Raw genomic sequence first — 25,558 nt, forward strand, 5'->3', positions numbered from 1 at the left:
AATCTATGAGGTTTAAGACAGTAAGATAGGGTTCAAAAATAGACAGCTTGGTAGTTGATGGAATCAGTACAGAACGAGATTCGACTTAATCCTATCTTCTCGCTGCGATTGTATTCATTGATCGAGTGGTCAAAGCCATAGGCTGTCTACGGGGCCATATATTGAGTTATGCCTTGCTGTGTCGCTGTTATTTCATCATGGCCATGACCGCAGAACACGTCACGAACGCGATATTTTCGAAGCACTTTCATCACATCAGTATCGTTCTCTAGGCGGATCGCTTTCATCCAATCTGCACCGACTGGAATGACAGGGTGGTGAACAACCACGATAGGATCATTGGCCTTTCTCAATTGTTGTTTTAGCTGAGCCATGCCGCGGTTATCAATACGCCCTGAACCAAGTGGGTGGCGGCTGTCTAGCGGCTTGAAGCTTGAGTCTAGGAACACAAACTCTCGTTCACCGATGGTGGCTTTGTCGGTGACATAAATCGTCGAGCCTTTTAGCTCTGTGCGCATTAAGCGAGAGTCATCATGATTACCCGCAATCACGTAAATGGATTGGTCGCTAATGTGTTGCCTAATGAATGCCTCTAATCGAACGTAGTCGCCAGACTTTGGGTTACAACAAATATCACCAGTCAGAAAGATGGTCTTGCATGCCGTGTCTTTGTTGACGTATTCCAGTGCTCTGCGCAGGTTCTCATAGCTGGATTCATCGGAAAGGTGGCAATCACTGATTTGGTACACGGTATTCATTGTTATTGTCCGGTAATTCGATACGTAGAATTAAAAGTGATAGAAAAATGCCTGCTAAGTCAGCAGGCATTTATTGGTGTTATTTCGCTTTTGATGCGGCGTGGTGTTCAATCATGAAGGCAATAGCTTCATCGTTTAAACAAGATTTACTCACATATTGGCGCTGTTTACCGATATGCAGGATAAAACCAAGATCGGTCTGCTCAAGTTGGTCGATGTCACTCCACGCGATGGTGTTGGTCGCTTTGTGGTTTTTGTAACTTACTCCGTTAGCGTCACCTTGAAAGACAATTTTGCTGCCTGCGCCTGAGCTGATTTTTTGTCGCCATAACCACCAGGTTCTTTTGCAGTACACACTGAATGCTTCAATCACACTCAAAACAATAAAGAACCAGCCAACATAGCCGTTAGGTAATAGTTCAAACTCCAGCAGAACCACACCAAAAATAAGAAACAGTATTCCTTTTAAGTAGGCTTTTGGAAATTGAGTCGGAAGGCTAGTTTGATCATAACACTCCGCGAAAAACGTCTTGTCGAGTTTGTATTCTGTAGTGAAACCGGGTTCTTTAGACATGTGAGGCTACTTTATGGTTCTCTGTGAATGGGCTGTCAGTGGGCAGGTGTCCCACGCTGCAATTTTGCAACTTGATTATTGTATCGCTTCTCACTGTTTTTATTTAGATATTTTGGCTCTGTTTTGTAAATCGATGATACTTAACGGGTCTATTCTAACTTTAGCTATCAGACTAGTGTAGGGGCATCTTTAAAGTCACCTAAAAAATTGGTGATGGGATGGATAGACCTGTGGAGTCACCCGGTTGTTGGGACTACTGGCATTTTTGGATAAAACTTCGATCTCATTTTGTTGGTTGATGGAGTCTATAGTGATTAGCGTGCTTTATCACTACTGTTGAGGGGCTGGCATAGTCTGCTCTAACAGAATAAACATATGAAGCTTGCAAAGTTCATCACTGTTCACTCTGAGAGGCCATGCCCAAAGCGATACCTTGGGCATGGCCTTATTCTATTTCAGTTTTAGGATCAGTACTCGATGAATAATGACACCTGCTTAACGTTAATGAAGAAACTTCTTTCATAGGGAGAAGAGGTAAGAGCAATATCTAGTTTGTTCAACCCAGACACTCTCTTCTCATTTAATGCTTCTAATAGTTTAGAGTTGGTAAACCTAAGCGTTTGACCGGCTTCTACGTTGTTGAATGTAGTGAGTGGATTACTCCATGCTGCACATATTGTAAAAGACTCACAGAACGTGTCGTAATCCAGTGTGTTTGGAGACCAAGTTTGATTAACGATATGCGCAGTTACATTGTTGAATGGAAATTGAAGAGTTGAATCTCCGAAATCAACAATAAGCGTTGCCTGTTTAATTTTCCCTCGAACCTCACTTAAGTCAAAACTCGCTAGTGTTTCGTAGTCGTATGGGATTGAAGCCCCCGCTCTTAAGTAACCACCGACACGATGTTGCGTGACATGTGTTGCCGGGGTTGCTTGCCAGTTTTCTCTTTCCAAACCGAATAGGTTAGAGGGGAGGGTCACATTCACTGGCGGACTGAAATCAGAGGCTTGGTATGGTGGAGTTTGACCGAGAACTCCTTGTCGATAGGAGTCAACGCCACTGTAGATTAGCAGTGCGTTCAGTTCATAAGGACCATCGGCTTGCTTAAACGTGTCACCAGGAACGGTAAACTTGATGGTGTTTTCGCCAGCCTCAAGCGGTTCTTGGAAACTCACTAGCTCTAAATACTCTCCGGCTGCACCAACGATATTTACCGAACCTGTGTAAGTTCCACTGCGCGTAACATGGATAGGAAACTCAAAACTCAGCGAATCAATGTAGGTTCCATCTTGCGACATAGTCGGTGTGGTGACTAAACTCCCCGTGACTTCAATCGGTTCGCGGCAACGCTCAAAAGATGCTAAATCAATAAATTCTTCAAACTGAATTCGAGGGGCTGAAATTCGTATGTCATCTTGAGTGATTGCGTAGATGATCGTCGGGTTGGAGGTCAAAGTAGACGCTGAATCAAACGCGCCAAAAATATCTTCAGTTGAGTACTGTAGAGTGACGATTTGCTTCGCAGGTTTGAGTTGCAGACGTTTGCTTGTGTTCAGCTCGTCAATTCCATCGGTGAGGTAACCATGAATGGCAAAATCCCCCGCGGATTTAACATCAAGTTCCAAGCGCTGCTCTAAGGCAATAACACAGCCTTCAGAGGAAAACAGTGGAGCGAGTGAGAGGTTGACAAATTCAATGTCAGAGGGTAGTACGTGGATTTTTTTACTTGTCTGGCGAGTGATAGTTGTTCCATATTCTTCAAAAGACGTTATGCCTTCAATTAGATAATCCCCTTCAGCGGGTGGAACGAAAATATTGCTGTAGACACCATCTTTAGCAATAGCATCGAAATTGACACCCTCATCTTTAAGCGTCAGGCGTGTTTTTATTCCAGCTTCATCAATGATCACTGCGCTGGTTTGGGCACCTGTGATTGGATTCCCTTTGTTTGTCAGCAATGCAGAAACGGGAACTGGTTCACCGACCACAAATTGGTTTGCAGCTATCGCCATGCCAAACGCAATAGGGGATTGGATCGCAACCTGAGCAATAATTACTGTGTTGTAACTTGGGTTTGGAAAATCAACGACGATCTTCCATTCGCCAGGTTCAGGGTTAGTTACTTCAGGCAAAAATAAATAGCTGCCCGGTAGCGGCGGACTTTGTGTGTCACCTGAAAGTATGTTCGCTTGCACATCATTGGATGATGTTGCGACTTGCCCGTTAGGCTTGACTAAATATACGGTTGCATCATCCAACGGCACGATGATTTCTGCTTTTAGGGCTTCCGCTTTGTCGATGGTAAATAGCATTGTGACTTCGTTATCGTTACTAGTCACTGGTTGAGATAGTGTCGTGCTTGTACTCATCCCAACGGGTATTGCATTACTGGCAATAGCCGGTGTGATGAAGGTACAGAAAAGACTGAACACCATCACTAATTGCTTGATGAATTTCATTGTGGCCACTCCTTAGCGCATTGAAATAATTTGTTGTAGAAAACGTTCAACGTTTTGTCCCGTTTTCATTGTTGAGTGGTTAGCCAATACGTTACCCAATGCATTGGTATAACTTGGGTTAGCGCTTGCCAAGGTCACAACAACATCATTTTCTTGCGGTACTGTTTGAATGGCTTGGTAACTGACTATGGTGATTGGATGAGCTTGTGGTCCATGCACACTTGGCATTGTGACCGATTGAGTTTGAGTATCGAGGTAGGCCGCAGAACTAAAGCTTCTTAGCGCCTGCCAAGCGGTAACGCCTGCCCAACGCGATCCCCACGGGAATAGGCCAACGATATCAGGATCTTTCTCAATAACACCGTCTTGGTTGAGATCGGCATTTGCCCCAATAGAAAATGTATTTGCAATATTGCCGCGAGTACGCATTTGGATCGCGTTTGATGCTGTATCCGTTGTTAGATCACGGATACCAGGCATTTTAGGACCCGCAAACGGAATATTTGGGAGTTGCATGTACTTGCCAGCGTAATTATTTGGATCGGTACTGACGTTACTGTAGATATCGGCGTAGTGGTCCATTTTTATCACCGACAAATCTGCTGCGACGCTACCAAGGTGAGGTGTGGAGAAAGTAGAAAGGGAGGTTATCTCAAAGGAAGGGCTAAGTGCTTTGAGGTTTTGGGTATCTAGCCCGCCTTTACTGTGTGCAATGACGTGAACTTTGTCGGATTTCAACTCATCGAGAAAACCCTGAATTTTGTTGTTCAAGATATTAGCGTTAGTCGCTGTGGTTCCATTTTTGTCAGCAGAGAAACGAGTATAACGAATGCCATAGTCATCAAGTGTAGAAAGCACGCCTGGAGCCGTATCATCATCCCAAGTGTCTGATTGTGCAGCAATGCCATGAGCAAGAATCACAGGAATGGCAACATCAAACTCGATTGAGACCCAATCGACAGACATACACCAGTTGTCTCCCGTATTGCCAGTATCAATATCGACGCGAATCTCATTGTTTTGGCCGAACTTGATATCACTGATATCGACTTGAAGGTTAGTATCCGTCCAGCGGTTATCAGAGCCTTGCAGCGTACCTAAAGATTTTCCGTTAAAAGATACGACATCTATTTCTGGAGCAATATTACTGACGTTGGCATTGGAGTCTATGTCGAAGACCGGCATGCTAATCCTTGCGTTAGAACCGAGAACGCCTTTTTGCTGCATATCGCCCAGTTTACTTGGGGCAATTCTCCCGTCACTTTGTAAAACGTTGGGGCTGACAACCATAGGAACAGGTAAAGAGATAAGTAGAGGTCCGCCAGAAGCATAGGTACAACCGGTATCCAGACCAGGACCAGAATTGACAACATAAACGCCGAGTACTTCTTGCGGTGGGGCTATCCCAGAGCTTTGTGAACGCATCGAGAAATTACGCAATTCGTGTGAATCAGGTATATCTTCGGCACTCGCGAAACTCGGAGAAAGTAACAAAACACTGAGCGTGGCGCTCGGAATGTATAGTTTCATTTGTTTACCTTTGAGTATAGGTTATCCAAGAATTTGGTTGAAGAAAGCTCTATCTGTAGTTGTAAGGTAAAGGCTTGGAGTTTGATGTGAAATTTATTGGGTATAATTTCGGCTTGTTACTCAATTGATAAAACTGCTGCTCTATTTTTTTTCAAAATAGGAAGAGTGCGATCGTAGTTTCTGGATTGCGGAAGTTATGTCCTTATTTTCAAAAGGAGGGGGATAGTGCTCTAATATTGTTAGAACAATCTAAGTTAGTTTATGAAAGAGTAGCTAAGAATAGGAAAATCAAAGTTGGATGTAGGTTTGTTACAGAACTACATAGAGCGCGCTGTTCTGAATGGCTGACTACTAACCTAACTGGCTGTGCAAAGTTAGGTTAGTAGAAATTATGTGGCTGTTAATTCAGATTTGAGAGATAAGGGCTAGTGTTTTTTAGTAAAAATGGTAAAGGTCGCAATAAACTGAGGTTTGTTATTACATCGTTCGCTACATAGTGAAAACAGGCGACATACCGCTGTCTTGTCCACTCATTAGCAACAAGCCAATTAAGACAAGCAAAACCCCACCAAAGAGTTGTAAATAATGACCTGCGGCTTTCAATGAGGCATTGCTGTTCTTGTTGCCTGCTGCCAAGTAGCGCTTCACTAAGTGTTTGCCTGTTAGCGTCATCATTGCGATTAATGAGGTTGTTAATGCTGTCCCTACGGCCATCGCAAAGGCGCTCAATACGCCCATCCAATATAGGCCAACCATGTTTGCGAAAAGCAGTACCATGATGGCTCCGGTGCACGGTCTTACGCCAATCGTCACTATAATTCCAGCATATTCTCGGAGCGTTGAGGCTTTGTTAATTGCGTCTGCATCGGCAACATGCTGGTGGCCGCACCCACAGTCGGCATGAGAATGATCTGCATGAGTGTTAGCTGCGGCTTGCATTGTGCTAGTAGCGTCGATTATCGGAGAAGGGGCTGATATTGATGAACGAAGTTCCATTGGCGAACGCGCTGAAATTGTCGCAGCTGTGTCTGTTGCGAGTGTAGTGATGGCTTTCACTTTCAGCTTAGGCTTACGCATAGCGGTGTAGATGTTTTTCAAAGCCTTCCAACATATAAGCGCGCCGACGACCGCGACTAAGGCAAAGCTTAATGAAACAAACATATTCGCTTTGTCATTCACTACTCGCATGGAAGCACTAAAGCCCCACAGCAACACGCTTACTAGTAAGATTGCGACCAATGCTTGTAAAAAAGCGGAGACGACCGTAAGCACTAAACTCGCCTTGGCTTTGGTTGGGTGAGTCGCTAAGTAAGTCGACACGATAACTTTGCCGTGCCCAGGCCCCAAAGAATGAAGCATGCCATAGATAAAGCTGAACCCGATAAGGTAACTGCCTGCGCCCCAAGGGTTGGATTTAGCTTCATAGAGCAGGTCTGCAAGTTCTGAATTGACTTCTCTTTGCCATTGAATGCTAGAGATAACTAATGATGGCCACATGGACCACAGTTGATACGCACCAATAGCAATAAGCACGAACGCGCCAGCACCAATGAGGTAGTGATTGATTTTGGATTGATTTTTCTTCATTTAACAAGAACCTATATCTGAAATCTTTCTGTTAATTAGTTGCCATGCTTAATCAGCTAGACGCTGACTTAAAGGCTGAAACGAATCACTGCGACTAAGAAGCGGGAACCGCCGCACAATGAAGCTCAACCGATTGTGTAAACAGTTGGCCTAGCGTGTTATCTGGATCTGCATCGACAGGTAAAGACATTGCATAACTCATTTGCTCTGGCGTCGGGTTAGGCTCGATTAATTCTAAATGGCATTGTCTTGCTAGTTCAGGTGACAATGTCACGTCGCTGTTGGATAGCCACGACATGTCGACAAAGTAACTAGGGTCAAAAATCAATACGCGAAGCGAGTTTCGTGTCACAGGCTTAGGTTTAGAAAGTGGTAGGTCAAATGTTAGAACCATCTTGGCTTTATCACGCTCAAACTTTGCGTTCTCAACCACCTGATATTTGATGGGCTCTTCACCATCATAAAAGTACGTGAAGTAGTGCTCGTACATCATGTTTTCGATTACAGACGCAGCGAGCTTTTTGAATGTTTCAGTTTCTGTATCGGCAGAGACGTCTTCTCCATCCAACATGTACATCGAGGTCATTGCATCAAAAGACCACTCCATAGAGAGACCGGTGATCATGCCATTCTCTCCCTCAATATGAGTTTTCATCTCTATCCAAGAGTGAGGGTGGGCATATAGATTTGGCGCAAAACACAATAATGCTAGGCCAACAGTCAAGCCCTTGAGAGAGCGAAAGCATGTCGAGAAACGGCTTACATAGCGTGTGGAGAGGCGATTGATGACATCGATTAGAATAAATGGCTGTTTCATGAGAAATGATGGTAATTTAGTGTGATGTTATATTATAACAACCCGATGCGTTGTTCACTTCAAATATAAGCTTGTTTACATTGAAGCCGACTGCAATTCTTGATTTTCAATCCAACCTATTTTTCCTATAAACATCTTTGATTGGTCCCTAATTCGACATTATTCAGACTAGTGTGTGACGTTGAATAGTCGATTAAGCTCTCGGTTGTGCGAGGCCTTTTTGTAATGGGTTTGAGCTTGGCTCTTGATAACAGGCATTAACAACGCAAAAAATACCCCCAGTAAAAATACTACCCCCTAGTATATATGGTTATTTGAAAGGTAACTGAGATAGGCTGAAGATGACGGTAAGTTTGGGTGCTTGTGATCTTAGTTATCGATCCAGTAAATCTTATTTTTCACATGATAGTTATTGGCATATGCTAATAATGGGGCGTATGCTGAACTCCTGATCATCAATAACAGGAAGTTACTATGTTATACGCAGTACCTTGTCGCGACCTTCATGTTGGCAACCACTTTGCTCGTTCCCCACAGATCGCGATTGTCGATGAACAACGACAGATAAAACAGATTGTTCCTTTGATTGACTCCGACACCTCTTGCAATAAAAAGAAGCAATGGATTTCGGTTCTCCGTTCTTACGATGTGAAATCTGTGGTGGTTCGTTATATTGGTAAGAAGATGCTGGCGCACTTGTTCAATAACGATATTCGAGTCTTGGCATCGACAGGTAAGGCAGAAATCGGGGCTTTGGATTTCGACAATCTACGGGAAGTGACCGATCTCGATTATGGTCGCGAGCCGAGAAATAGTGGGTGTGGCAATAAAACGTGCGGCGAAAACGGGCACAAAAAACAAGCTTCGATTCTAATGGTACAGCCTAATCAGCTAGGTGCTATTCGAGGGTTCCGACAATGACCTTTTTGTTGACGCTATTGGGGTTTGTCGGAGTCGTTACATTGATGGCGATAGGCGTGATTTTTTCGCGCAAGCCAATCAAAGGCAGCTGTGGAGGATTGGCGCAGTTAGATATTGAGCGTGAATGCAATTGCAAGGATGTGTGTGAAGGGCAAAGCAAAAAGCTGTATCAGATTACTGAGCCATCAAGCTAAGTATCGAAGTAAGCATCAGAGTTCTCGCTCACTGAGTTAAATAACTTCTGGCTAACACGTTAATTAACTACTTTGAATCACCAACGCGTGACCATTGACGATGCACTTGGCGACTTTAGCTCGTGCACGCTTGATAATGTTGCCGAACGTTTGGCGAGACACCTGCATTTGTTCAGCGGCTTCAAGCTGGCTCAGGCCTTCTTGATCAGCCAAGCGCAAGGCTTCGAGCTCTTCCAATAGCAATTCTTCTTTATGAAGCTCGTCCATAGGAACACCATTGGGCTTAAAACAAGAGTAAGCCGTACGGGTACACAACTGGCGATGTTTTTTTGGTCGAGCCATATCAATCTCTAGCAATCTATGGGTAAAGGTAAGTATGAAGGTTTTCATTCCACACAATCATCGGCGTTGCCAAGTGTGCAGCCAAGGTTTTTTCAACGACAGCGCCATTTGTTTTGAAGCTATTGGCGAGCATGACACTTTAACTAAGCATGAGGCAGTAGCTAAATATAAAACCAGAGCCAAGATTGTACCAACAGATAAAACTGAGGGCTACGATGGCATCATGCAAGGTGGCATTGTCACTACACTGCATGACAGCGCGATGTTGCATTGTCTATTTCAGAATGATATCAAGGCGATGACGGTGAGTTTAACCTCTCGTTTTCATCATCCGATTTTGATTGGTCAAGAACTGGAAGTTCGTGCCCAGTGGGTGAAAAGTAGACGTAATATCTACTTCCTAGAAAGCCAAATTACTCAGTGCGGAAAGTTATGTTCGTCGGCACAAAGTCAGTTTATGTCAGTTTCTAGCTATCAAACTTAAGCTTGGTATAGCGGTGTTGTTTTATCAGTTATAAAAGTCCAACTACGGTTTCATAATCACTGAAAATAACGTGTACGAAGAAGAGATTAACCGCGCCCTGTTGAAGATTCGTGAGTCACGAAAGTGGCGTAAAATCTTGGTCGATTATTTCGCAGATCAGTAATCGAAATTAGAGGCTTATTCAAAAGCTTTTGGACTTTCGCCGTTACAGTTGATCTGAATCTGAGGCCTTGATCTTTTTGAAGTATTTAAATGCACTCCAAACCGCGTAAGCCGCAACCCCTACAATCAATGCCGAGCGAAGGAGAATAGGCGCATCATGCTCAAGTTGACCAACATGAGGAACAATACTGGCAAACAATCGACTGGTAAAAAGCAGCCCCATTACTAACATAATTACTTTATTCATGTGACCTGCCATACAATTGAGTACGTTGCACAGAACGAGTTTTGGGGCGATTACACGGTTAACACGCCAGACAACGATTCTGCTCGAAATAAAATCATGCGCTTCTCAAACGTAACCGTCAATGCGATATCGGCGTTAAGCCAGTAAGCTAAAATTTCGTTTTTGGAAGGGGGCTGTTCTGGTGCTGGAGTTTCGAGTTCGAGACTGTGGGAGGGCTATGACATCTTCCCGTGAAATTGATTTTCCGGATTTAATATTCTGATTTATGATCGCATGCATTCTAGGGGGGACAAATGTCCTCCTCTTTGTTTCTATCGGCGCAATAATATAGGTGCTACAAAAATCAAATAATAAAGGACACCCCTATGGACCTATTCGCCCTACTTGATATCAATAATACCTTAGTCAATATCCCAATAGGGGGTGGCTACGCGATGAGCTGGATTGAAGCATTCGGCACCGTGTTTGGTCTGTTGTGTATTTGGTTTGCAAGCCAAGAAAAAACCATTAACTACCTGTTCGGATTGCTGAATGTCACCTTATTTGCGGTTATCTTTTTCCAAATTCAGTTATACGGACTGCTACTTCTTCAATTGTTCTTCTTCTGTGCCAACATTTACGGTTGGTACGCATGGACACGTCCTAATGAGCAAGGTGAAACGCTAGAAGTTCGTTGGTTGAGCCAAAATAAACTAGTAGCAACGGCCGTAGCGTGTGTGATTTCTATTGCTTTGTTAACTATGTACATCGACCCATTCTTTTTTGCGCTAGCAAACATCGCGGTAGATAGCTTGAATCTATTTGGTGCGGATTTAGCGGAGCCAGTGCTTGAACCGGATGCGTTCCCATTCTGGGATGCCACGATGACCATTCTATCTATTGTTGCTCAAGTTCTTATGACACGTAAGTATGTTGAAAACTGGATACTGTGGATTGTGATTAACATTATCAGCGTTGGTATTTATGCGACGCAGGGTGTGTACGCAATGTCTGTTCAATACGCAATCTGTTTATTGCGGCAAACGGTACTCGTGAGTGGGCACGCACAGCTAAACGAAACAGTGATAAATCGTTAACTCAAGCAACGGCTTCTTAGGAGTGAAGATGGCAAAGCAACCTCATATCTGCGTTGATGAAACGCAAATTGCTCCGTTAGTTATTGTTTGTGGTGAGCCAGATAGAGCGAATCGAATCGCTAACTTGCTTGAACATGCTGAACTGGTCTCTGAAAACCGTGAATATCGAATCTTCACTGGTCAATATCAAGGTAAAGCGATATCGGTTTGCAGCACGGGCATTGGTGCACCTTCAATGATCATTGCGGTAGAAGAGCTTAAGTTTTGTGGTGTGACTCATATTGTCCGAGTAGGGTCTGCAGGCGCAATGCAGTCACATATCGGGCTTGGTGAGCTAATTATTGCAGAGGGCGCGGTTCGTGATGAGGGGGGATCTGCGGCTTACGTTAAACCGTCGTATCCCGCTTATGCAAGCTTCTCCCTGCTCAAAGAGCTAGATGGGTTCTTGCAGCAGCAGTCAACACCTTACTATTTAGGAACAGTGCGCTCACACGATAGCTTTTATACCGATGATGAACAGGCGCTTTGTCAGTACTGGAATGGCAAAAGCATTTTAGGTGCAGACATGGAAACATCCGCGTTGTTTACCGTTGGACGCTTGAGAGGGCTTAATGTAGCTTCTATCTTGAACAATGTTGTCTTGTATGAACAAGATGTAAAAGAGGGCGTTGGGCAATATGTCGATGAGGCTGAGGCAATGATGCAAGGAGAGCGGCTAGCGTCATTAGCGGCACTGGAAGCATTAATTACTCAATAAGAGCCTGAATAAATGCAAGACGAAAGCGACGGGAGACCGTCGCTTTTTTATTGGGTTCTCTCCTGTGGTTTAAGTGGTTACAATCGTTTGAATATAAACAGCAGTAATGCAATGAGAGAGTAAGTATGAAGATTGCACCATACTCAAGCGGACGCTTTAAAAACTACTTAGAACAAAAAAGCTCTGAATTTAGAGATCTCATCTACCAACACCAATTTAACTCTCGTTACTTCAATCAAAATGATGAAATCCTACGTCAAGGTGAGCAGCTTCAGTATCTTTATGTAGTGCCCGCAGGAAGAGTCTCTATGAGTATTTCCGCGGCTAATGGGCGACGCTTTCAATTGGGCGAAGTGAATTGTGATTACCATATCTTCGGTGAGATGGAGTTTTTCACGCAGACCCCTTGTCAGTGGAACGTAGTGGCTGATGAACACATGCAAGTTGATGTTATTTGCATTCAGAGATTAGCAGAAGCACTACTTGAAAATCCGGGGATGATGTTCTTCTTTGCCTCTGCATTGGCGGAAGATTATCAAGACTCTATGGGTATTTACACTAACCGTCTTTTACACTCAATTACCTACAACATTGCCTACGACTTATTGGTTCAAAGCGAGACAAATACTGTGTTAGGCGGTTTCGATAAAGTGAATCAAGAAGCGGAACGTTTTGGCACATCGAGCAGAGTGTATCGAAGAGCGGTTAAAGACCTATTAGACAAAGGTTTCATCAGAAAAGGAGAGCAAGGGTTAGAAATTGTCGATCAGCGAGCACTGCAAGCTTTTATTGACTCCTACGAATAATAAAAGAGCTTGGCACTTACTTAAATGCCAAGCTCGGTTTTTCAATGTTTACTATTAACTACTCGCATCTATTTATGAGCGACTTTCTCTCAGCAACTAGCCCGTAAGTGTCCGCGCACCATTACCGGCGACTAAGTATTAATCCTTAAGCTTTTGCATACATGAGTGTTCTATAACCACCGATTAAGTTGCGTGCTTTAAAGCCGTTGTTGACGAGTTGGCGATAAGCTACGTTACCACGTAACCCGACTTGGCAGTAGATTACAATCTCTTTGTCTTTTGATAGTTCGTCCATGCGGTGACGCAGTTGGTCGACAGGAATGTTGATTGCGCCTTCAATAAAGCCACCATTTTCTAGTTCGCTAGGGTTACGAACATCGAGTAGGAGTTGGTTGTCGCTTAATGTTGCAATCTCATCGAAATGAATAGGTGTCGCGTCACCTTTAATAATATTGTTGGCAACAAATGCGGCTTGGTTAATCACGTCTTTGGCACTCCCGTAAGGTGGTGCATAGGTTAATTCAAGGTGTTGAAGCTGATCAACGGTCATACCTGCACGTTGAGCTACTGCCATAACATCAATGCGTTTATCAACGCCATCTTTACCGACGGCTTGCGCACCTAGTATTTTCCCTGTCTTAGGGGCGAATAACATCTTGAACGAGACAATCTCAGCGCCAGGATAGTAGCTAGCGTGGCTTGCGGTATGCACATAGACTTTTTCATAGTCGACGCCTTCACGCTTCAACTGTTTTTCGTTTTTCCCTGTTGAGGCAACGGCTAGGTCAAAAATCTTACAGATAGCTGTGCCCTGTGTACCTTGATAGATTTCATTGCGTCCGAGCATGTTGTCGGCAGCCATACGACCTTGACGGTTAGCAGGGCCAGCAAGCGGAACTAGAGTTTGTGCACCTGTGACAAAGTCTTTTTCTTCGACCACATCACCCACAGCGTAGATGCTAGGATCGCTAGTCTGCATCATTTCATTGGTGTAGATACCACCTAGTTCGCCAATTTGAAGTCCTGCTTCTTTTGCTAACTTAGTCTCAGGACGCACACCGATAGCCATGATTAAGATATCAGTAGTTAATGACTCGCCATTATTAAGTGTTAATTCTAATTCACCCTCTATGTGTTGGTGCTTCTCGCTCTCGCCTGAATCAAAACTTGCGATGTGTTCGTTAGGTATATATTTCACAGACTCAAGCGCGACGCCGAGTTTTAGGTCGATGCCTTTGTCACGAATCTCCGCATGGGCAAAGCCGGCCATTTCCCGGTCTACTGGCGTCATTACTTGGTCAGCCATCTCAATCAACGAAGTCTTGATCCCAAGCTGATGAAACGCTTCCATCATTTCCAAGCCGATAAAGCCACCGCCAACAACTGTCGCGTGCTCAGGTTTATTCATTTGGATTGTTTCGATGATGCGATCCATATCTGGAATATTGCGTAGTGAATGGGTGAGGGGGTTATCGATTCCTGAGATGGGAGGAACGACGGCACCGGCTCCAGGGCTGAGTAATAAGAAGTCGTAACTCTCGCTGTAGTGATTACCATCAACAAGATTTTTGACTGTAACGGTTTTATTGGTGCGATCAATAGAGGTAACTTCGTTCATCACTCGTGCGTCAACATTGAAGCGAGCTAAGAAGCTTTCAGGTGTTTGTAACAGAAGCTTGCTTCTATCCTCGATATCGCCACCTATGTGGTATGGCAATCCACAGTTGGCAAAAGAGACGAATGGTCCTCGTTCAAACATTATGATTTCGGCTTCTTCACTAAGACGACGAGCGCGTGCAGCAGCTGAAGCACCTCCAGCTACGCCACCGATGATTACAATTTTAGTCATACGTTTACCTATTACTGTCTCTAAGTTTAACTATACAAATTGCCGAGCATAGAGCTTGTATCTTCTTAATGATCAGTACTGGCTGGTCGCCGGCGATTGAGTAGTTTTCGAAATACCTAGATACTATAAAGATGTAAATTAGCATTGTCTAATATTTATTTTAAAGCTATCACCTCGGGATTGAGCGTTTGGTCCAAGGGCTGTGATTAGACTAAAGCACGCTAGTAAAGGTAATACGCGTTAGCGAGTCGAGTACAGGTTAGCCAAATTAACTGTCATGAGCATAATGAACAGGATCATGGATGTGCTGACTGATTACGTTCTTCAGATCTTGTTCATACAGATCTAGCCAGGCATAACGCTCGCGATACAACTTACGCTTTTGACGTTTTAGAGCTTCAAGATCTTTCCTGTTCGGGTTTGTCGGGAGACGATAGAAATAGTTATCATGCACCTGTCCATCGTGCTCTTCCCACAGACTGTCGTATTTAAGGCTGATGTCTTTGTTTTTCTTACCGTAGCGTAATGAGTTCGAGACATGACCAGACTCTTTTACCGCATAGATATTGTCGATACCCAAGTTAATAGCGAGCAGTCGTAGTGTTTCTACCATGAAGGATTTAGGTCTTAAACCGTAAAAAGCTTTGGTGAATGTGCGGCTAAATCCATTGTCATTGGCGCCACCCTGTATACCGCCGATGTAGATGTTGTTGTCGAAAACAGTAAACGAAATGGTATACATTTTTTCGAGTTGAGAGTTGGTCAATGAAATTGTCAGTTCACCTTCTTTTCTCGCGTTTCTTTCGAAGCTGAGATTAACCAGATAAACGTTGTCATCTATCTCAAGTTTTAAAAGATTGAGCCTTTCGTTATAGATTTGGTGTCTAGCTTCTGTTGCGAAGGTGTTTTCAAACCAGTCGTAGTGTTTGGATAAGATATCGATCTTTTCTTTATTGCTAAAGCCAGTACATAAGTAGGGAGTCACAAATTTAGAAAGGAAGTTGGGTTGCTTGATAAATAATAACTTTCTCTCTTCAGAGTTGAAATTATTACTCATTTTTCGAGTAGCTGAATAATAAAACAGGGCTCGAATAGTAAACTTAACTATCGCTTTGTACTTACCCTTATTTTTATGGGTATTTGCTTCAATCCCCATGCGAACGACATTCATAATCACCTCAAAGAAGAAGGATTGCTCGAACATAGTCGTGTCATGAACCCTTCCAATAATCTCACCAATAACAAGAAAATGATGATAGTGAAAAAGGTGATTTGGGTAAGTATGGATATGTATAGCTATGTAACTCAATCAGTTACTTAGCGTTCAGATTTTGGACAGATGTGTTTGTCGCTTTAGTGGGGAGGGGTATCAATGTTATTTATTAGAGGCGCTTGCTCCTAAATCAAAAATGCCACTACAAATCTGCAGTGGCATTAGAACGATAACAAACTATCACCTTGCTTAAACCTAAACTTTAGTTCTTATATAAACTAAAGTTCTAACAGTTTAGCCAGTTCACGCTCTTCGAGAAGCTCTTCAATGCGTTGACGAGTCTTAGGCGTTTCGGCTTGCGCTTTAGTCGACTTGCCTGCTTTTTTGCTTCGGCTCGTTTTCGCTTTTTCCTTAGTCGTCATCGTAATCTTCCTTGTGTTTTTTGTGTTACAGGTTGCACGTTTCTTTTAGTGCCTTGCCCGCTTTAAATGCTGGCGTCTTTGATGCGGCAATCTGAATCTCTTCTCCGGTTCGCGGGTTACGACCAGTGCGAGCAGCTCGAGAGTTAACTTTAAAGCTACCAAATCCAAGGATCGATACGTCATCACCGTTCGCAAGCGAAGTAGAGATACCTTCAACTAGCGCATTTAGTGCTGTTCCTGCTTGGTCTTTTGAGATGTCTGCAGAAGTCGCGATGTGTTCAACTAATTGAGATTTGTTCATAATCTATATTCCTTATTGAGTACGGCTGGCGTCTACCTTTAGCACCTAGCTTATGCGATCTTATCAACAGCAATTGAAATAATGTCAGTGAGCGGGTAGAGCTTTGTAAAGTAACCAACAGAATTGACTATAAAAGCATCTGTCGGTTCAATCAATGCAATTCATTGATTATTATTGGTTTATAGACATGTTGCCCAAATTTACTTGAGAAAAGAGCATTAGGGTTGCCCGTTCGATTCATAATCCAAATCGAAGCTGTCATCTATCACGTTGATAACGAAAGAGTAAAAACAAAGAAGCCCAGCTTAATTGCTGGGCTTCATGTTGTGCTGTCAGAGCGATTTGTTAATTCAGAACTATTTAGTAATAAAAATTTGTTCTGTTTCTAGTGATGTCATCGTGCGAACTTGACGCCAAATGTAGTAGAAAATACCTAACATCATCAGCATGCTTGGGATGGCGATTGCTGGGTAGCTGTAAAGTGTCAGCTTGCCAAGTTCTTCATTAAAGGCAGCGGTGCCAGCAGGGCTAGTCACAATCCAAGTCGCTAGGAAGTAGTTCATAGCTGAAGAAAATGCGAAAGTACTCGCGAATAGGTAGTTGGATGTCATTAGACAACGATCAAACTTTGCTTGGTTACCGAACTGCTTTAGGCGCTCTTCAATAAGAGAGATATTTAACAGGGCCGGTGTGAAGATAACTTTCTGGATAAACGGGTAGCGGGTGAAGGTTGAGCCAAGAACCGCCAAACCAATTAGACCAGGGATTAATGCTTCTTTTAGTGCTAACCAACGAGTGTCTAGCTCAAAGAAACCAATACCGCCCGTCAATAGCACGCTTACAAAGCCGAGCGCAGCGATGAAGTTGAACTTCTTATTGCGGATTAACTCCATGCCACCATAAGCAATAGGGAAGGCAAGGGCAACAAGCAAAGCTAAGCCTGTTCCGAGATGCTCATCTCCACTGAACTTCATTAAAATGAATGAAGGAAGAAAGACGTTAAACACGACTTCGAAAAGAGGACTCGATTTTTTGTTTTCTGTGTTACTCATAATTTCTAAATACATTATGTTATGGATTTATTCTCAGGGATTGTTGTTTACCTCGCCCAAGATGTAAAGCCTTAAGGCGTCATGCTGTGTAACGACATGTGACATCAACGACATCTCTGAGCCTATATAACGCTCAATTTAATACTTTGTGAGGGATGTTTATCTGGCCGACTTGGGGAAATCGAGTGGAAATTTTGGTTTAGTTTATTCAAACCTAATTCAGTTTATTGCGTTGTCGCGTACTCTCACTCACATTCACCGCTCTTAAACGATTGATGAATGTGAAATGAGGCAGAACAGAAAGGAAGAGTTATAAGCCCATTATTGGTCGAAAAGTAGGTTAAAGCTCAAAGGGATTTGGTCGGAAATCGCTAATCCACCCACGGTCGCTGAAAGTTTGTTTAGATTCTCTGTCGATATCCCAAAATCAGCGCCATTGACGATGATTGTTGAAGCTGAGCTAACCATGACAAACCCTGAGGATGGAACCACCACAACTGGGAAGTCGATCGTTTTGGTTACGCCGTGTAAAGTAACTTCCGCTGCTACTGTTGTTCTTTTTGGATCACCAGATAGCATCGACGGTTCAACCTTCCCAGAGATCTTCACTTCAGGAAAAGTCATCGATTCAAAGTAGAGTTCATTCAGTCTCTGGTCACGAATAGCGACTCCGGTGCTCACGCTTTTCAAGTCCAATACTATTGAAAACTGACCCTCTTCGGTAAGTCCTCCAGACATAGGTTTGATGGATGCGGGCTCGACAACAAACTGCTTTTTAATGGTCGCGAATGTGATGTTCGATAACTTCGGATCTAATGTGTAGCCCGACTCCGCGAAAGATTGAGCGGAGATAACGGTGCATAGGAGGCCGAATGTAGAGATTAGTTTTTTCATAAGTTGTCACCAGATTGATGAATTCACAGGTTTACGTTCTTGAGTCGTACGTTTTTAAAATGACTTTTTGGAAAGAGTGATTGAGAGAAGCTTAGTTCAGCATTCGAAAAATTACCGCAGGAAAAGAAGAGCGTCGCTGTATTACTGGAATCATGATCGACGAAGTGACTTGTTTATTTTTAGTTATGTTATAACATAACTAAAAATCACTCTTGCCAAGAATAATTATTCTGTTGGTAAAAGGGAAGCGATGAGCATGTATCAAGGAGACGACGTAATGAATGCCGTGTTAACCAAGCCTTTGGCTACCAATAGCAGCCAGCCACTTAACATTAGTTCCGTTGTGAGTATCAAGGATAAGGCAAATCACAAGCCAAGCTTGAGTGCTTCTGAGCAGCCAACGGTATTAGCGGAAATCTACCAAAGTGATATTAATATAGCGGTATGGCAGCGACAGTTTGATGAAGGCTTAACGACGGCAATTAGTGAATTTATCGCCTTGAATCCAAACTTTAGTAAGTCTGTTAGCGTGTCACCTGATAATGCTTTCGATAAGTTGGAATTTGCTACCGATGGCACCGCCTCTAAAGCGCTATTAGAAAACATGGCAGAGCTGGTGGATATGTTCTGTTGTTTGTTTGAGCTTGAAGAAGTCGGATTGCGTTTAGCCGTTCTGAATAAAGCGATGTGCCCACGTTTCCATTTTGATCAAGTGCCTTGCCGCTTGGTGACAACTTATCATGGTGTTGCGACTCAATGGTTGCCAAACGACTTAGTCGACCGTTCTAAGCTAGGGCTAGGGGCTAACGGAAAGCCTGATTCTGTTTCAGGCCTGTACAACGACGAATCTGACATCCAGAAAATGGCCAGTGGTGATGTTGCGTTATTAAAAGGGGAGCGTTGGAGTGGCAATGAGAATAGAGGCCTTGTTCACCGTTCACCAGTCACTTCATCTGACGAAACACGATTGCTGTTAACGTTGGACTTTGGTTGATCAACTTTTGACTATTTAGTTCGCAACCTGTTTCTATTCAGACGTTCAACTCATTTAAATACCTTCCTAATGAGCTAACGGCATGGCGCGATCTGTGCCGTTATTATTCTCAAACAGAGACACTCATCAGCTGACCATGTTTAGCACATTAATTCAAAATTTAGAGTCTACCATTCTCTAAATCAATGCGTTACGATGCGTGCACTTACTCACATATATCAATATTTCAGTTCCTCATCGGTTTCTTAATTTATTTTAAAGCGTAAAATATATCCCGCTTGCAAACCTCTTTGGCAACCAATTTGTTCGCCACGGTTTTTTACTTCCACATTATAGGTTTCCTATGTTCAAGAAACTCTCGCTTAAAAATAAACTGGCGATTTCAGCCAGTATGGCCATTATCCTGGGGGGGATCTTGGTCGAGGCATTGTCTTTTCGTGCTTCATTGCAAAGGTTGGATACAGAAGTTGAACAGCGTTTAGAAGGCGCATCGGCTTCTTACAATCAATATGTATCGGATTGGATCTTATCCAAAGAGCGTGCGCTTACTTCTCTTTCGAAAGAATCCAAACAAGAAAGCTTGGTGACTCACCTAAAACAGGTTCGTGATTCAGCCTCTTTTGATAATGTCTTCTTGGCGTTTCCAGACGGTTCGCAAAAGAACGCAAACGGAGTGGTATTGCCGCCGGGCAATGATGACCCACGTCTATGGGGTTGGTACACCAACGCGGTAGCAAACCCTAGTAAGGTGTTCATGGATAATCCAACGGTTGCAGCTGCAACTGGGGCGAATGTTGTGTCGCTGGGTACTGCCATGCAATTACATGGTCAACAGGTTGTGTTAGGCGCGGATGTTGAAATTACCGACATTCTTAATAGCCTAGAGCAAGTGATTCTTCCGGGTGAAGGTTACATGTTCATCGCGACCAATAAAGGCACGGTTTATACGCACCCTGACACCAAGTTACTGAACAAAAATATCAGCTCACTTGGGTTAGATTTTGCGGACGTACAAAAGGCGCTGACTAGCGGTAAAGACACTTCTATCGAGTTGAATGGCAGCGACTATGTTCTGTACGCACGTGCGATTGATGGAACGAGCCTGATTACTGTGAGCGTTGTTAACCATGACTCTCTGGTTGCGCCACTATTTGATGCAGTGATTGGTCAAGTGTTGGTGACGCTACTTGTGGTGATCGTATGTACCATACTGTTTAACCTGTTGTGTACGATTCTATTCCGCCCGTTGAACCACGTTTCTCAAGCACTGGCGCAAATCGCGAATGGTAGTGGTGATTTAACTCAACGCATTCATGTTGAAAACCAAGATGAAGTGGGCGAGTTGGCTCATAACTTCAATACCTTTGTTGGAAGCTTACAGCAGTTGATTGGCCATATCCGTGGGCAGTCAGAACAGCTAAACAGCCAGTCAGAGCAAAGTGCTCAGCGTGCGAACCGTTCGGTGGATGAGCTTAATCATCAGCAGCAAGAAATCACTATGGTCGCGACGGCCGTAACTGAAATGGCGAGCGCCACGCAAGAGATAGCATCGCATGCCGAGCAAACAGCAAAAGCGGCGCAAGATTCAGCGACAAGCACTAACAGTGGTCACGCTCTGGTTGTGGATACCAAAGGTTCAATCAATAACCTAGCCAATGAAGTTAATGAAGCGGGTAGTGTGATTAGCGAACTTAACAAGCATGCTCAAGAGATCTCGACTGTACTCGCAACGATTCAAGGCATTGCAGAGCAAACCAACTTACTTGCTTTGAATGCTGCGATTGAAGCGGCTCGTGCTGGCGAACAAGGTCGTGGCTTTGCTGTGGTTGCTGATGAAGTACGTGTGCTTTCGCAGCGCACTCACTCTTCAACAGAAGAGATCAAATCAACGATTGATATCCTGCAACGCACGACAGCTCAGGCGGTTGAGCTGATGGAGAGCAGTTCTAAGTTGGCAATACATTCAGTAGAAGATGCCGATCGAGCTTCGCATGCGCTTGAAGAGATCAATACTGCAGTTGCTTTGATCAGCGATATGGCGACTCAAATCGCGACGGCTGCTGAAGAGCAAACACATGTGACGGGTGAAATTACCCAGAACGTGACGACCATTAAAGATGTTACCGACCACTTAGTTGTGGGCGCACAGGACAGCTTAACTGAGTCGAACGAACTTAAGAGCCAAGCCGCTGGCTTAAGTGACAAAGTGGCGACTTTTAAGCTTGCTTAACTGGTTCGCTCACTGATGCCTGATCAGTGAGTGCACGTTAAGCAATAAGCCAAAGCGACGTAGATTACGTCGCTTTTTTTGTATTTGTGAGTAATCGAATTCTTTACTAATCTACTTCTGAAAACTCTTTCAGCGCACTCATTGCAGCTTCTGCTTTGTCTTTTTGAACGAAGATGTGGTCGTGATAGTAGCCCGCAACCACGTTAGCGCTAATGCCGTAAGAGCCAAGCTTTGTCGCAAACGCCGCCGTTAATCCAACCGCTTCAAGGCTCGAATGTACCGATAAAGTGATCAGGCTAAACACAGCGTCGAAGTCTAGCTGAGCTTTGGTCGCAACGTCTTCTTCCAGAACCAGCGTTAAACCTTCTTTTTCACGAAAAGTCGAGATTGGATTGAGCTGAACATAGTCTGCTAGCGCTCCGTCGACAGTGCAAAAAACATAGTTACCGTCGATTAATTCTGGTGACATGGATTTCAGTAGGAGGTCTAGGTCGGTAATGGCAGTCATAGTCAGTTTCCCTGCGTTAATAAGCTAATTGATGATGTATGCAGTCACGATAGAAGCAACTGACAGTTAAGTAAAATTAATGATTTTAATTCTGCATCAGTTTTACTAATGGCAAGTTTTCCTCCTTAGTGATGGCATCGTACTTCTACCAACTTGTCGATTGTTCCATCTCGTCAGATAAATGGTCGATAAAGGCTCTTAACAGCGGTGTGACTTGTTTACGCGTTCCATAAATAGCATGAACACCGAGCGTTTTAGGTTGCCATTCAGAAAGCAGTGGCACTAATAGACCATCACGCATCAAGGTTTCCACTGAATGGAAGGGCAGTAAACAGATACCGTTGCCTTTGAGTGTGGCAGAAAGCAGAACCTCTGAGGTGTTTGCACTGATATTCCCTTTAATCGGAACCGATTCGAGCCCATTGGGGCCATTGAACGTCCAAGCGGTTTTGCCAAAGTAACTGAACGATAAACAGTTGTGGTGCGCTAGATCTTGGGCTTCTGTGGGTGTGCCTTTCTCTTTTAGATATTGAGGCGATGCGCAAATCACGGAGCGGCATTCACCGATCTGCTTCGCGACAATATTGGGCGTCAGTTCGTTGGTTATGCGAATGGCCAAATCGATGCGTGACTCAACCAGGTTGACGGTCTGATCAGTCGAGATAATGTCGATAGAAACCTCTGGCCATTTGGCGATGAAGCGACTAATTGATTCCATCAAGAAGCTATCGACAATCGAGTAGCTCGCAGTAATACGCAGCTGACCTTTTAAATGCTCTCGGTTTTGGTTTCTGATCCCAGCTAGGGATGTTTCCAGTGCCAAAAGTTCTCTGGCGACCTCAAGTGTTTCTTTACCTGCGCTGGTTAAACTCAAGCTTCGTGTTGTTCTGTGAAGCAAGCGTGTGTCCATCCATGCTTCTAACTCACCCAAATAACGAGTGACCTTGGTTCGTGAGAGATCAAGGTGCTCTGCCGCAGCGCTTAAACTGCCACGTTCCACTATGGTGACAAAGACATTCATTGCCTCGAGTTTATCCATTGTTTTATTGCCTAGAGAATTAAACCGACCTCAGTATATGTCCGAAAACTGCAACAGTTAAAGTTAATTTGATGTCTATTTCATCTAAAAACAATCAAATAAGATATTTGGACATTCAGCGAGTTGGCAGGTGTTCAACTCCAAATATCGGAATAAAGCCATGAATACGTTATCGAAAACCCTGTTATCAAAAAGCATGCTTTTAGGAACCATAAGCCTAGGAACCGTGCTGGCATCAAGTGTTGCGCTAGCGACAGAACTGAACATTACTCACTATAACCCCGGCGAGAACGCGATATTCCCGGCAAGCTCGGTATTGGTCTCGGGTGAGAAAGAAGTGATTCTGTTTGATGCGCAATTTAGTGTGGCTGATGGACAAAATTTGGTGGAGCAAATCAAAGCCACAGGCAAAAAATTATCGATGATTTACATCAGCAGCGGCGACCCAGATTACTACTTTGGTTTGGAACCGATAGTTTCGGCATTTCCTAACGTTAAAGTCGTTGCCAGTGAAGCCGTTGTCGCGCATATCAAACGCACCAAAGATGCAAAGCTTGAATACTGGGGGCCTATATTAGAAGGCAACGCGCCCTCTAAGGTGATTGTTCCAATGGTGATGAACGACACAACATTAAGCATCGAAGGTGAAACCATCGAAGTGAAAGAGATAAATACACACCAAGCTTACCTATGGGTTCCGTCTGAAAAAACGGTGTTTGGTGGCGTGTCGGTGTATAGCGGTGTGCATGTATGGATGGCAGATACTGCATCGAAAGAGATTCGTAGCCAGTGGTCACAATCGTTGGAGCGTATGAAAGCACTAGAGCCAGAGGTTGTAATTCCGGGTCACTATTTAGGTGAAATGCCAACAGGAATAAATGCAGTTCACTTCACGAAGGATTATGTGGCTGATATTGAAAAAGCGTTGGCGAGCAAAAGTAATCCAACATCGGTCGAGATCAGTGATTACATGAAGAAAGCCTACCCGAAATTTGAGGCTACGGAAGGCGATTTAGAACTTGGCGCGAAAGTGCTAAGCGGCGAGATGGCTTGGCACTAGAGTTGATTATCTCGGTTGTGTCCCAGAACAGTCTGAAGATTGTATGCTAGATTTATTGGTGATACACAACTGGAGATATCGATGATCTGGCTTTCAGTGAAAGTACTACAGATTGGACTTGTCTATGGATACAGGAAGTATCAAAAAACGAAAAGAGCTCCAGCTTAGGAGCTCTTTTTTTGTTTCGGAGAGACGACTTTCTATTTCAAGTGAGAAAGAAAATCAGCATTTACCCGGTTTACTGTTAGTAGTCAGATTAGCCTAGTAGCCAGATCCGCCCTGCAACTCAATATCACCAATAAGCGAAAGTATGTTGAAAATAGAACCCATTACTCCTCACATCGGCGCTCGTATTCACGAACTAGAGCTTTCTACATGCAGTGCTGATGAACTCGATAAGGTGTATCAGGCACTTATTGCCCATCAAGTGATCTTTCTCGACGGGCAGACTTTGTCTCCAGAACAACACTTGATGATTGCACAGCGCTTTGGAACGTTAGAACCTGCACATCCTTTCTTCCCTCGCGTGGAAAGTGCGCCACAGGTGAGTGTGATTGAAACAACCCGTGGCAATGCGCCAAAGGAAAGTTATTGGCATACCGACTTAACGTGGCGCAGCTTGCCGTCGAAAGCTTCCCTGTTGCATGCTCAACACATTCCAAGCATTGGTGGTGACACTATCTGGTGTTCTATGACTGCGGTTTTTGAATCTCTACATGAAGATATGAAAGCTAAGTTGAGAGGGTTGTCGGCGACTCATTCGCTTGTGGCCTTTGAAGGTATAGAATCAGAAGACATTGATCTCGATTGGCACAAATCCTTGATTAAAACAGCACAGGAGAATCCGCCAGTGGTTCACTCTGTTGTTCAAGTTCATCCTGAAACGGATAAAGAAACGCTCTGTATCAATGAACAGTTTACTCGTTATATCAACGAACTCGACCGCAAAGAGAGTGATGTTTTACTCAGCCAACTGTTTGAAATTGCGAGACGCCCTGAGTTTCAAGTTCGTTTCAAATGGGACAACGGCTCAATGGCGATCTGGGATAACAGGGTAACGCAACATTACGCAGTGATAGATTACGGGGATATTCCAAGAAAAATGCATCGAGTAACAGTGACATAGCAGTAAGCTGAACACAGTTATCAAAAGAACACCGCGCATGCCCATCCCTGAACCAAGCACTCGTACTTAAATTTAAGCGTCAGCAGGGTGCATCATTCATCTACGCTTAATAATAAAAACAAATGCGTTGGTACATATTTGATTGAAACCTCA

The 25,558-nt window shown here is 43.8% G+C and carries 24 protein-coding genes and 3 pseudogenes; 11 read left to right on the plus strand and 16 right to left on the minus strand.

The window, feature by feature from the left end:
- Positions 1-32 precede the first annotated feature (32 nt).
- The 6 genes and pseudogenes from AB4486_RS13990 to AB4486_RS14015 form a co-directional block, all read right to left on the minus strand.
- Positions 33-758 (minus strand): annotated as a pseudogene (locus tag AB4486_RS13990) (metallophosphoesterase family protein).
- 79 nt (positions 759-837) lie between these two features.
- Positions 838-1,332: a YcxB family protein gene (locus tag AB4486_RS13995; protein ID WP_017059097.1), complete on the minus strand. Its 495-nt coding sequence runs from the start codon at positions 1,330-1,332 to the stop codon at positions 838-840.
- A gap of 467 nt (positions 1,333-1,799) precedes the next feature.
- Positions 1,800-3,794, minus strand: a complete 1,995-nt coding sequence (locus AB4486_RS14000; RefSeq protein ID WP_372117414.1) for a choice-of-anchor X domain-containing protein — start codon at positions 3,792-3,794, stop codon at positions 1,800-1,802.
- A 12-nt stretch (positions 3,795-3,806) separates the two neighbouring features.
- Positions 3,807-5,324, minus strand: a complete 1,518-nt coding sequence (locus tag AB4486_RS14005) for an esterase/lipase family protein (RefSeq protein WP_372110580.1) — start codon at positions 5,322-5,324, stop codon at positions 3,807-3,809.
- 489 nt (positions 5,325-5,813) lie between these two features.
- Positions 5,814-6,911, minus strand: coding sequence for a nickel/cobalt transporter (locus AB4486_RS14010; protein ID WP_372117417.1), 1,098 nt, complete (start codon positions 6,909-6,911; stop codon positions 5,814-5,816).
- A 94-nt stretch (positions 6,912-7,005) separates the two neighbouring features.
- Positions 7,006-7,728, minus strand: a complete 723-nt coding sequence (locus tag AB4486_RS14015) for a DUF1007 family protein (RefSeq protein ID WP_029235926.1) — start codon at positions 7,726-7,728, stop codon at positions 7,006-7,008.
- Positions 7,729-8,202: 474 nt separating this feature from the next.
- Between AB4486_RS14015 and AB4486_RS14020 the strand changes: the two genes are divergently transcribed.
- Both AB4486_RS14020 and nqrM read left to right on the plus strand, forming a co-directional pair.
- Positions 8,203-8,649: a NifB/NifX family molybdenum-iron cluster-binding protein gene (locus AB4486_RS14020; RefSeq protein ID WP_017059102.1), complete on the plus strand. Its 447-nt coding sequence runs from the start codon at positions 8,203-8,205 to the stop codon at positions 8,647-8,649.
- Positions 8,646-8,843: a (Na+)-NQR maturation NqrM gene (nqrM, locus tag AB4486_RS14025; RefSeq protein WP_017059103.1), complete on the plus strand. Its 198-nt coding sequence runs from the start codon at positions 8,646-8,648 to the stop codon at positions 8,841-8,843. The genes AB4486_RS14020 and nqrM overlap by 4 nt, the downstream gene beginning before the upstream one ends.
- A gap of 63 nt (positions 8,844-8,906) precedes the next feature.
- On the opposite strand, the gene AB4486_RS14030 is transcribed toward nqrM, so the two are convergent.
- Positions 8,907-9,185 (minus strand): DUF134 domain-containing protein, encoded by a 279-nt coding sequence (locus AB4486_RS14030; protein WP_029235478.1) that lies wholly within the window; start codon positions 9,183-9,185, stop codon positions 8,907-8,909.
- Positions 9,186-9,219: 34 nt separating this feature from the next.
- Between AB4486_RS14030 and AB4486_RS14035 the strand changes: the two genes are divergently transcribed.
- Together AB4486_RS14035 and AB4486_RS14040 are read left to right on the plus strand one after the other, a co-directional pair.
- A complete protein-coding gene (locus AB4486_RS14035) occupies positions 9,220-9,669 on the plus strand; it encodes a PaaI family thioesterase (protein ID WP_372101449.1) in 450 nt (149 codons plus the stop codon).
- Between the two features lie 34 nt (positions 9,670-9,703).
- A pseudogene (locus AB4486_RS14040) lies at positions 9,704-9,832 on the plus strand (ABC transporter substrate-binding protein); the annotation flags it as partial.
- A 42-nt stretch (positions 9,833-9,874) separates the two neighbouring features.
- Here AB4486_RS14040 and AB4486_RS14045 read toward each other — a convergent pair.
- Positions 9,875-10,078, minus strand: coding sequence for a hypothetical protein (locus tag AB4486_RS14045; RefSeq protein ID WP_017059106.1), 204 nt, complete (start codon positions 10,076-10,078; stop codon positions 9,875-9,877).
- Positions 10,079-10,443: 365 nt separating this feature from the next.
- On the opposite strand from AB4486_RS14045, the pseudogene pnuC reads away from it, so the two are divergent.
- From pnuC to AB4486_RS14060, 3 genes and pseudogenes are all read left to right on the plus strand, one after another.
- Positions 10,444-11,174: pseudogene (gene pnuC, locus AB4486_RS14050) on the plus strand (nicotinamide riboside transporter PnuC).
- An 8-nt stretch (positions 11,175-11,182) separates the two neighbouring features.
- Positions 11,183-11,911 (plus strand): nucleoside phosphorylase, encoded by a 729-nt coding sequence (locus AB4486_RS14055; protein ID WP_372117419.1) that lies wholly within the window; start codon positions 11,183-11,185, stop codon positions 11,909-11,911.
- Between the two features lie 125 nt (positions 11,912-12,036).
- Positions 12,037-12,717 carry a Crp/Fnr family transcriptional regulator gene (locus AB4486_RS14060; protein WP_372117421.1) on the plus strand — a complete coding sequence of 227 codons (681 nt, stop codon included), beginning with the start codon at positions 12,037-12,039 and terminating at the stop codon, positions 12,715-12,717.
- Positions 12,718-12,862: 145 nt separating this feature from the next.
- On the opposite strand, the gene AB4486_RS14065 is transcribed toward AB4486_RS14060, so the two are convergent.
- The 6 genes from AB4486_RS14065 to AB4486_RS14090 all read right to left on the minus strand — a co-directional run bounded on the left by AB4486_RS14065 (position 12,863) and on the right by AB4486_RS14090 (position 18,448).
- On the minus strand, positions 12,863-14,566 hold the full coding sequence (locus AB4486_RS14065; protein ID WP_372117424.1) for an FAD-dependent oxidoreductase: 1,704 nt from the start codon (positions 14,564-14,566) through the stop codon (positions 12,863-12,865).
- Between the two features lie 268 nt (positions 14,567-14,834).
- Positions 14,835-15,737, minus strand: coding sequence for a VirK/YbjX family protein (locus AB4486_RS14070; RefSeq protein WP_133151375.1), 903 nt, complete (start codon positions 15,735-15,737; stop codon positions 14,835-14,837).
- Between the two features lie 320 nt (positions 15,738-16,057).
- Positions 16,058-16,201 carry a hypothetical protein gene (locus tag AB4486_RS14075; RefSeq protein ID WP_017059112.1) on the minus strand — a complete coding sequence of 48 codons (144 nt, stop codon included), beginning with the start codon at positions 16,199-16,201 and terminating at the stop codon, positions 16,058-16,060.
- 25 nt (positions 16,202-16,226) lie between these two features.
- A complete protein-coding gene (locus AB4486_RS14080) occupies positions 16,227-16,502 on the minus strand; it encodes an HU family DNA-binding protein (protein ID WP_017059113.1) in 276 nt (91 codons plus the stop codon).
- Positions 16,503-16,858: 356 nt separating this feature from the next.
- Complete coding sequence (locus AB4486_RS14085) at positions 16,859-17,554, minus strand: VC0807 family protein (RefSeq protein WP_017059114.1); 696 nt, start codon at positions 17,552-17,554, stop codon at positions 16,859-16,861.
- Between the two features lie 321 nt (positions 17,555-17,875).
- Positions 17,876-18,448 carry a YceI family protein gene (locus AB4486_RS14090; RefSeq protein WP_017069838.1) on the minus strand — a complete coding sequence of 191 codons (573 nt, stop codon included), beginning with the start codon at positions 18,446-18,448 and terminating at the stop codon, positions 17,876-17,878.
- A gap of 277 nt (positions 18,449-18,725) precedes the next feature.
- On the opposite strand from AB4486_RS14090, the gene AB4486_RS14095 reads away from it, so the two are divergent.
- Positions 18,726-19,442 (plus strand): DUF1826 domain-containing protein, encoded by a 717-nt coding sequence (locus AB4486_RS14095; protein ID WP_372117492.1) that lies wholly within the window; start codon positions 18,726-18,728, stop codon positions 19,440-19,442.
- Between the two features lie 343 nt (positions 19,443-19,785).
- Positions 19,786-21,672: a methyl-accepting chemotaxis protein gene (locus AB4486_RS14100; protein WP_081228642.1), complete on the plus strand. Its 1,887-nt coding sequence runs from the start codon at positions 19,786-19,788 to the stop codon at positions 21,670-21,672.
- Positions 21,673-21,778: 106 nt separating this feature from the next.
- Here the strand turns inward: AB4486_RS14100 and AB4486_RS14105 are convergent, their stop codons facing one another.
- Entirely contained in the window at positions 21,779-22,180 is a 402-nt protein-coding gene (locus AB4486_RS14105) for an ACT domain-containing protein (protein WP_102333242.1), read from the minus strand.
- 145 nt (positions 22,181-22,325) lie between these two features.
- Positions 22,326-23,219 (minus strand): LysR family transcriptional regulator, encoded by an 894-nt coding sequence (locus AB4486_RS14110; RefSeq protein ID WP_372117427.1) that lies wholly within the window; start codon positions 23,217-23,219, stop codon positions 22,326-22,328.
- 160 nt (positions 23,220-23,379) lie between these two features.
- Here AB4486_RS14110 and AB4486_RS14115 point away from each other — a divergent pair, with 160 nt between their 5' ends.
- Together AB4486_RS14115 and AB4486_RS14120 are read left to right on the plus strand one after the other, a co-directional pair.
- Positions 23,380-24,279, plus strand: a complete 900-nt coding sequence (locus tag AB4486_RS14115) for a Vmh family MBL fold metallo-hydrolase (protein ID WP_017066263.1) — start codon at positions 23,380-23,382, stop codon at positions 24,277-24,279.
- A gap of 310 nt (positions 24,280-24,589) precedes the next feature.
- The gene (locus AB4486_RS14120) at positions 24,590-25,405 is read left to right on the plus strand and encodes a TauD/TfdA dioxygenase family protein (protein WP_372117430.1); all 816 of its coding nucleotides are present in this window, start codon (positions 24,590-24,592) and stop codon (positions 25,403-25,405) included.
- Positions 25,406-25,558: the final 153 nt, after the last annotated feature.

The sequence above is a fragment of the Vibrio sp. 10N.222.55.C6 genome (assembly GCF_041473395.1).
GTDB classification, from domain to species: Bacteria; Pseudomonadota; Gammaproteobacteria; order Enterobacterales; family Vibrionaceae; genus Vibrio; species Vibrio crassostreae_C.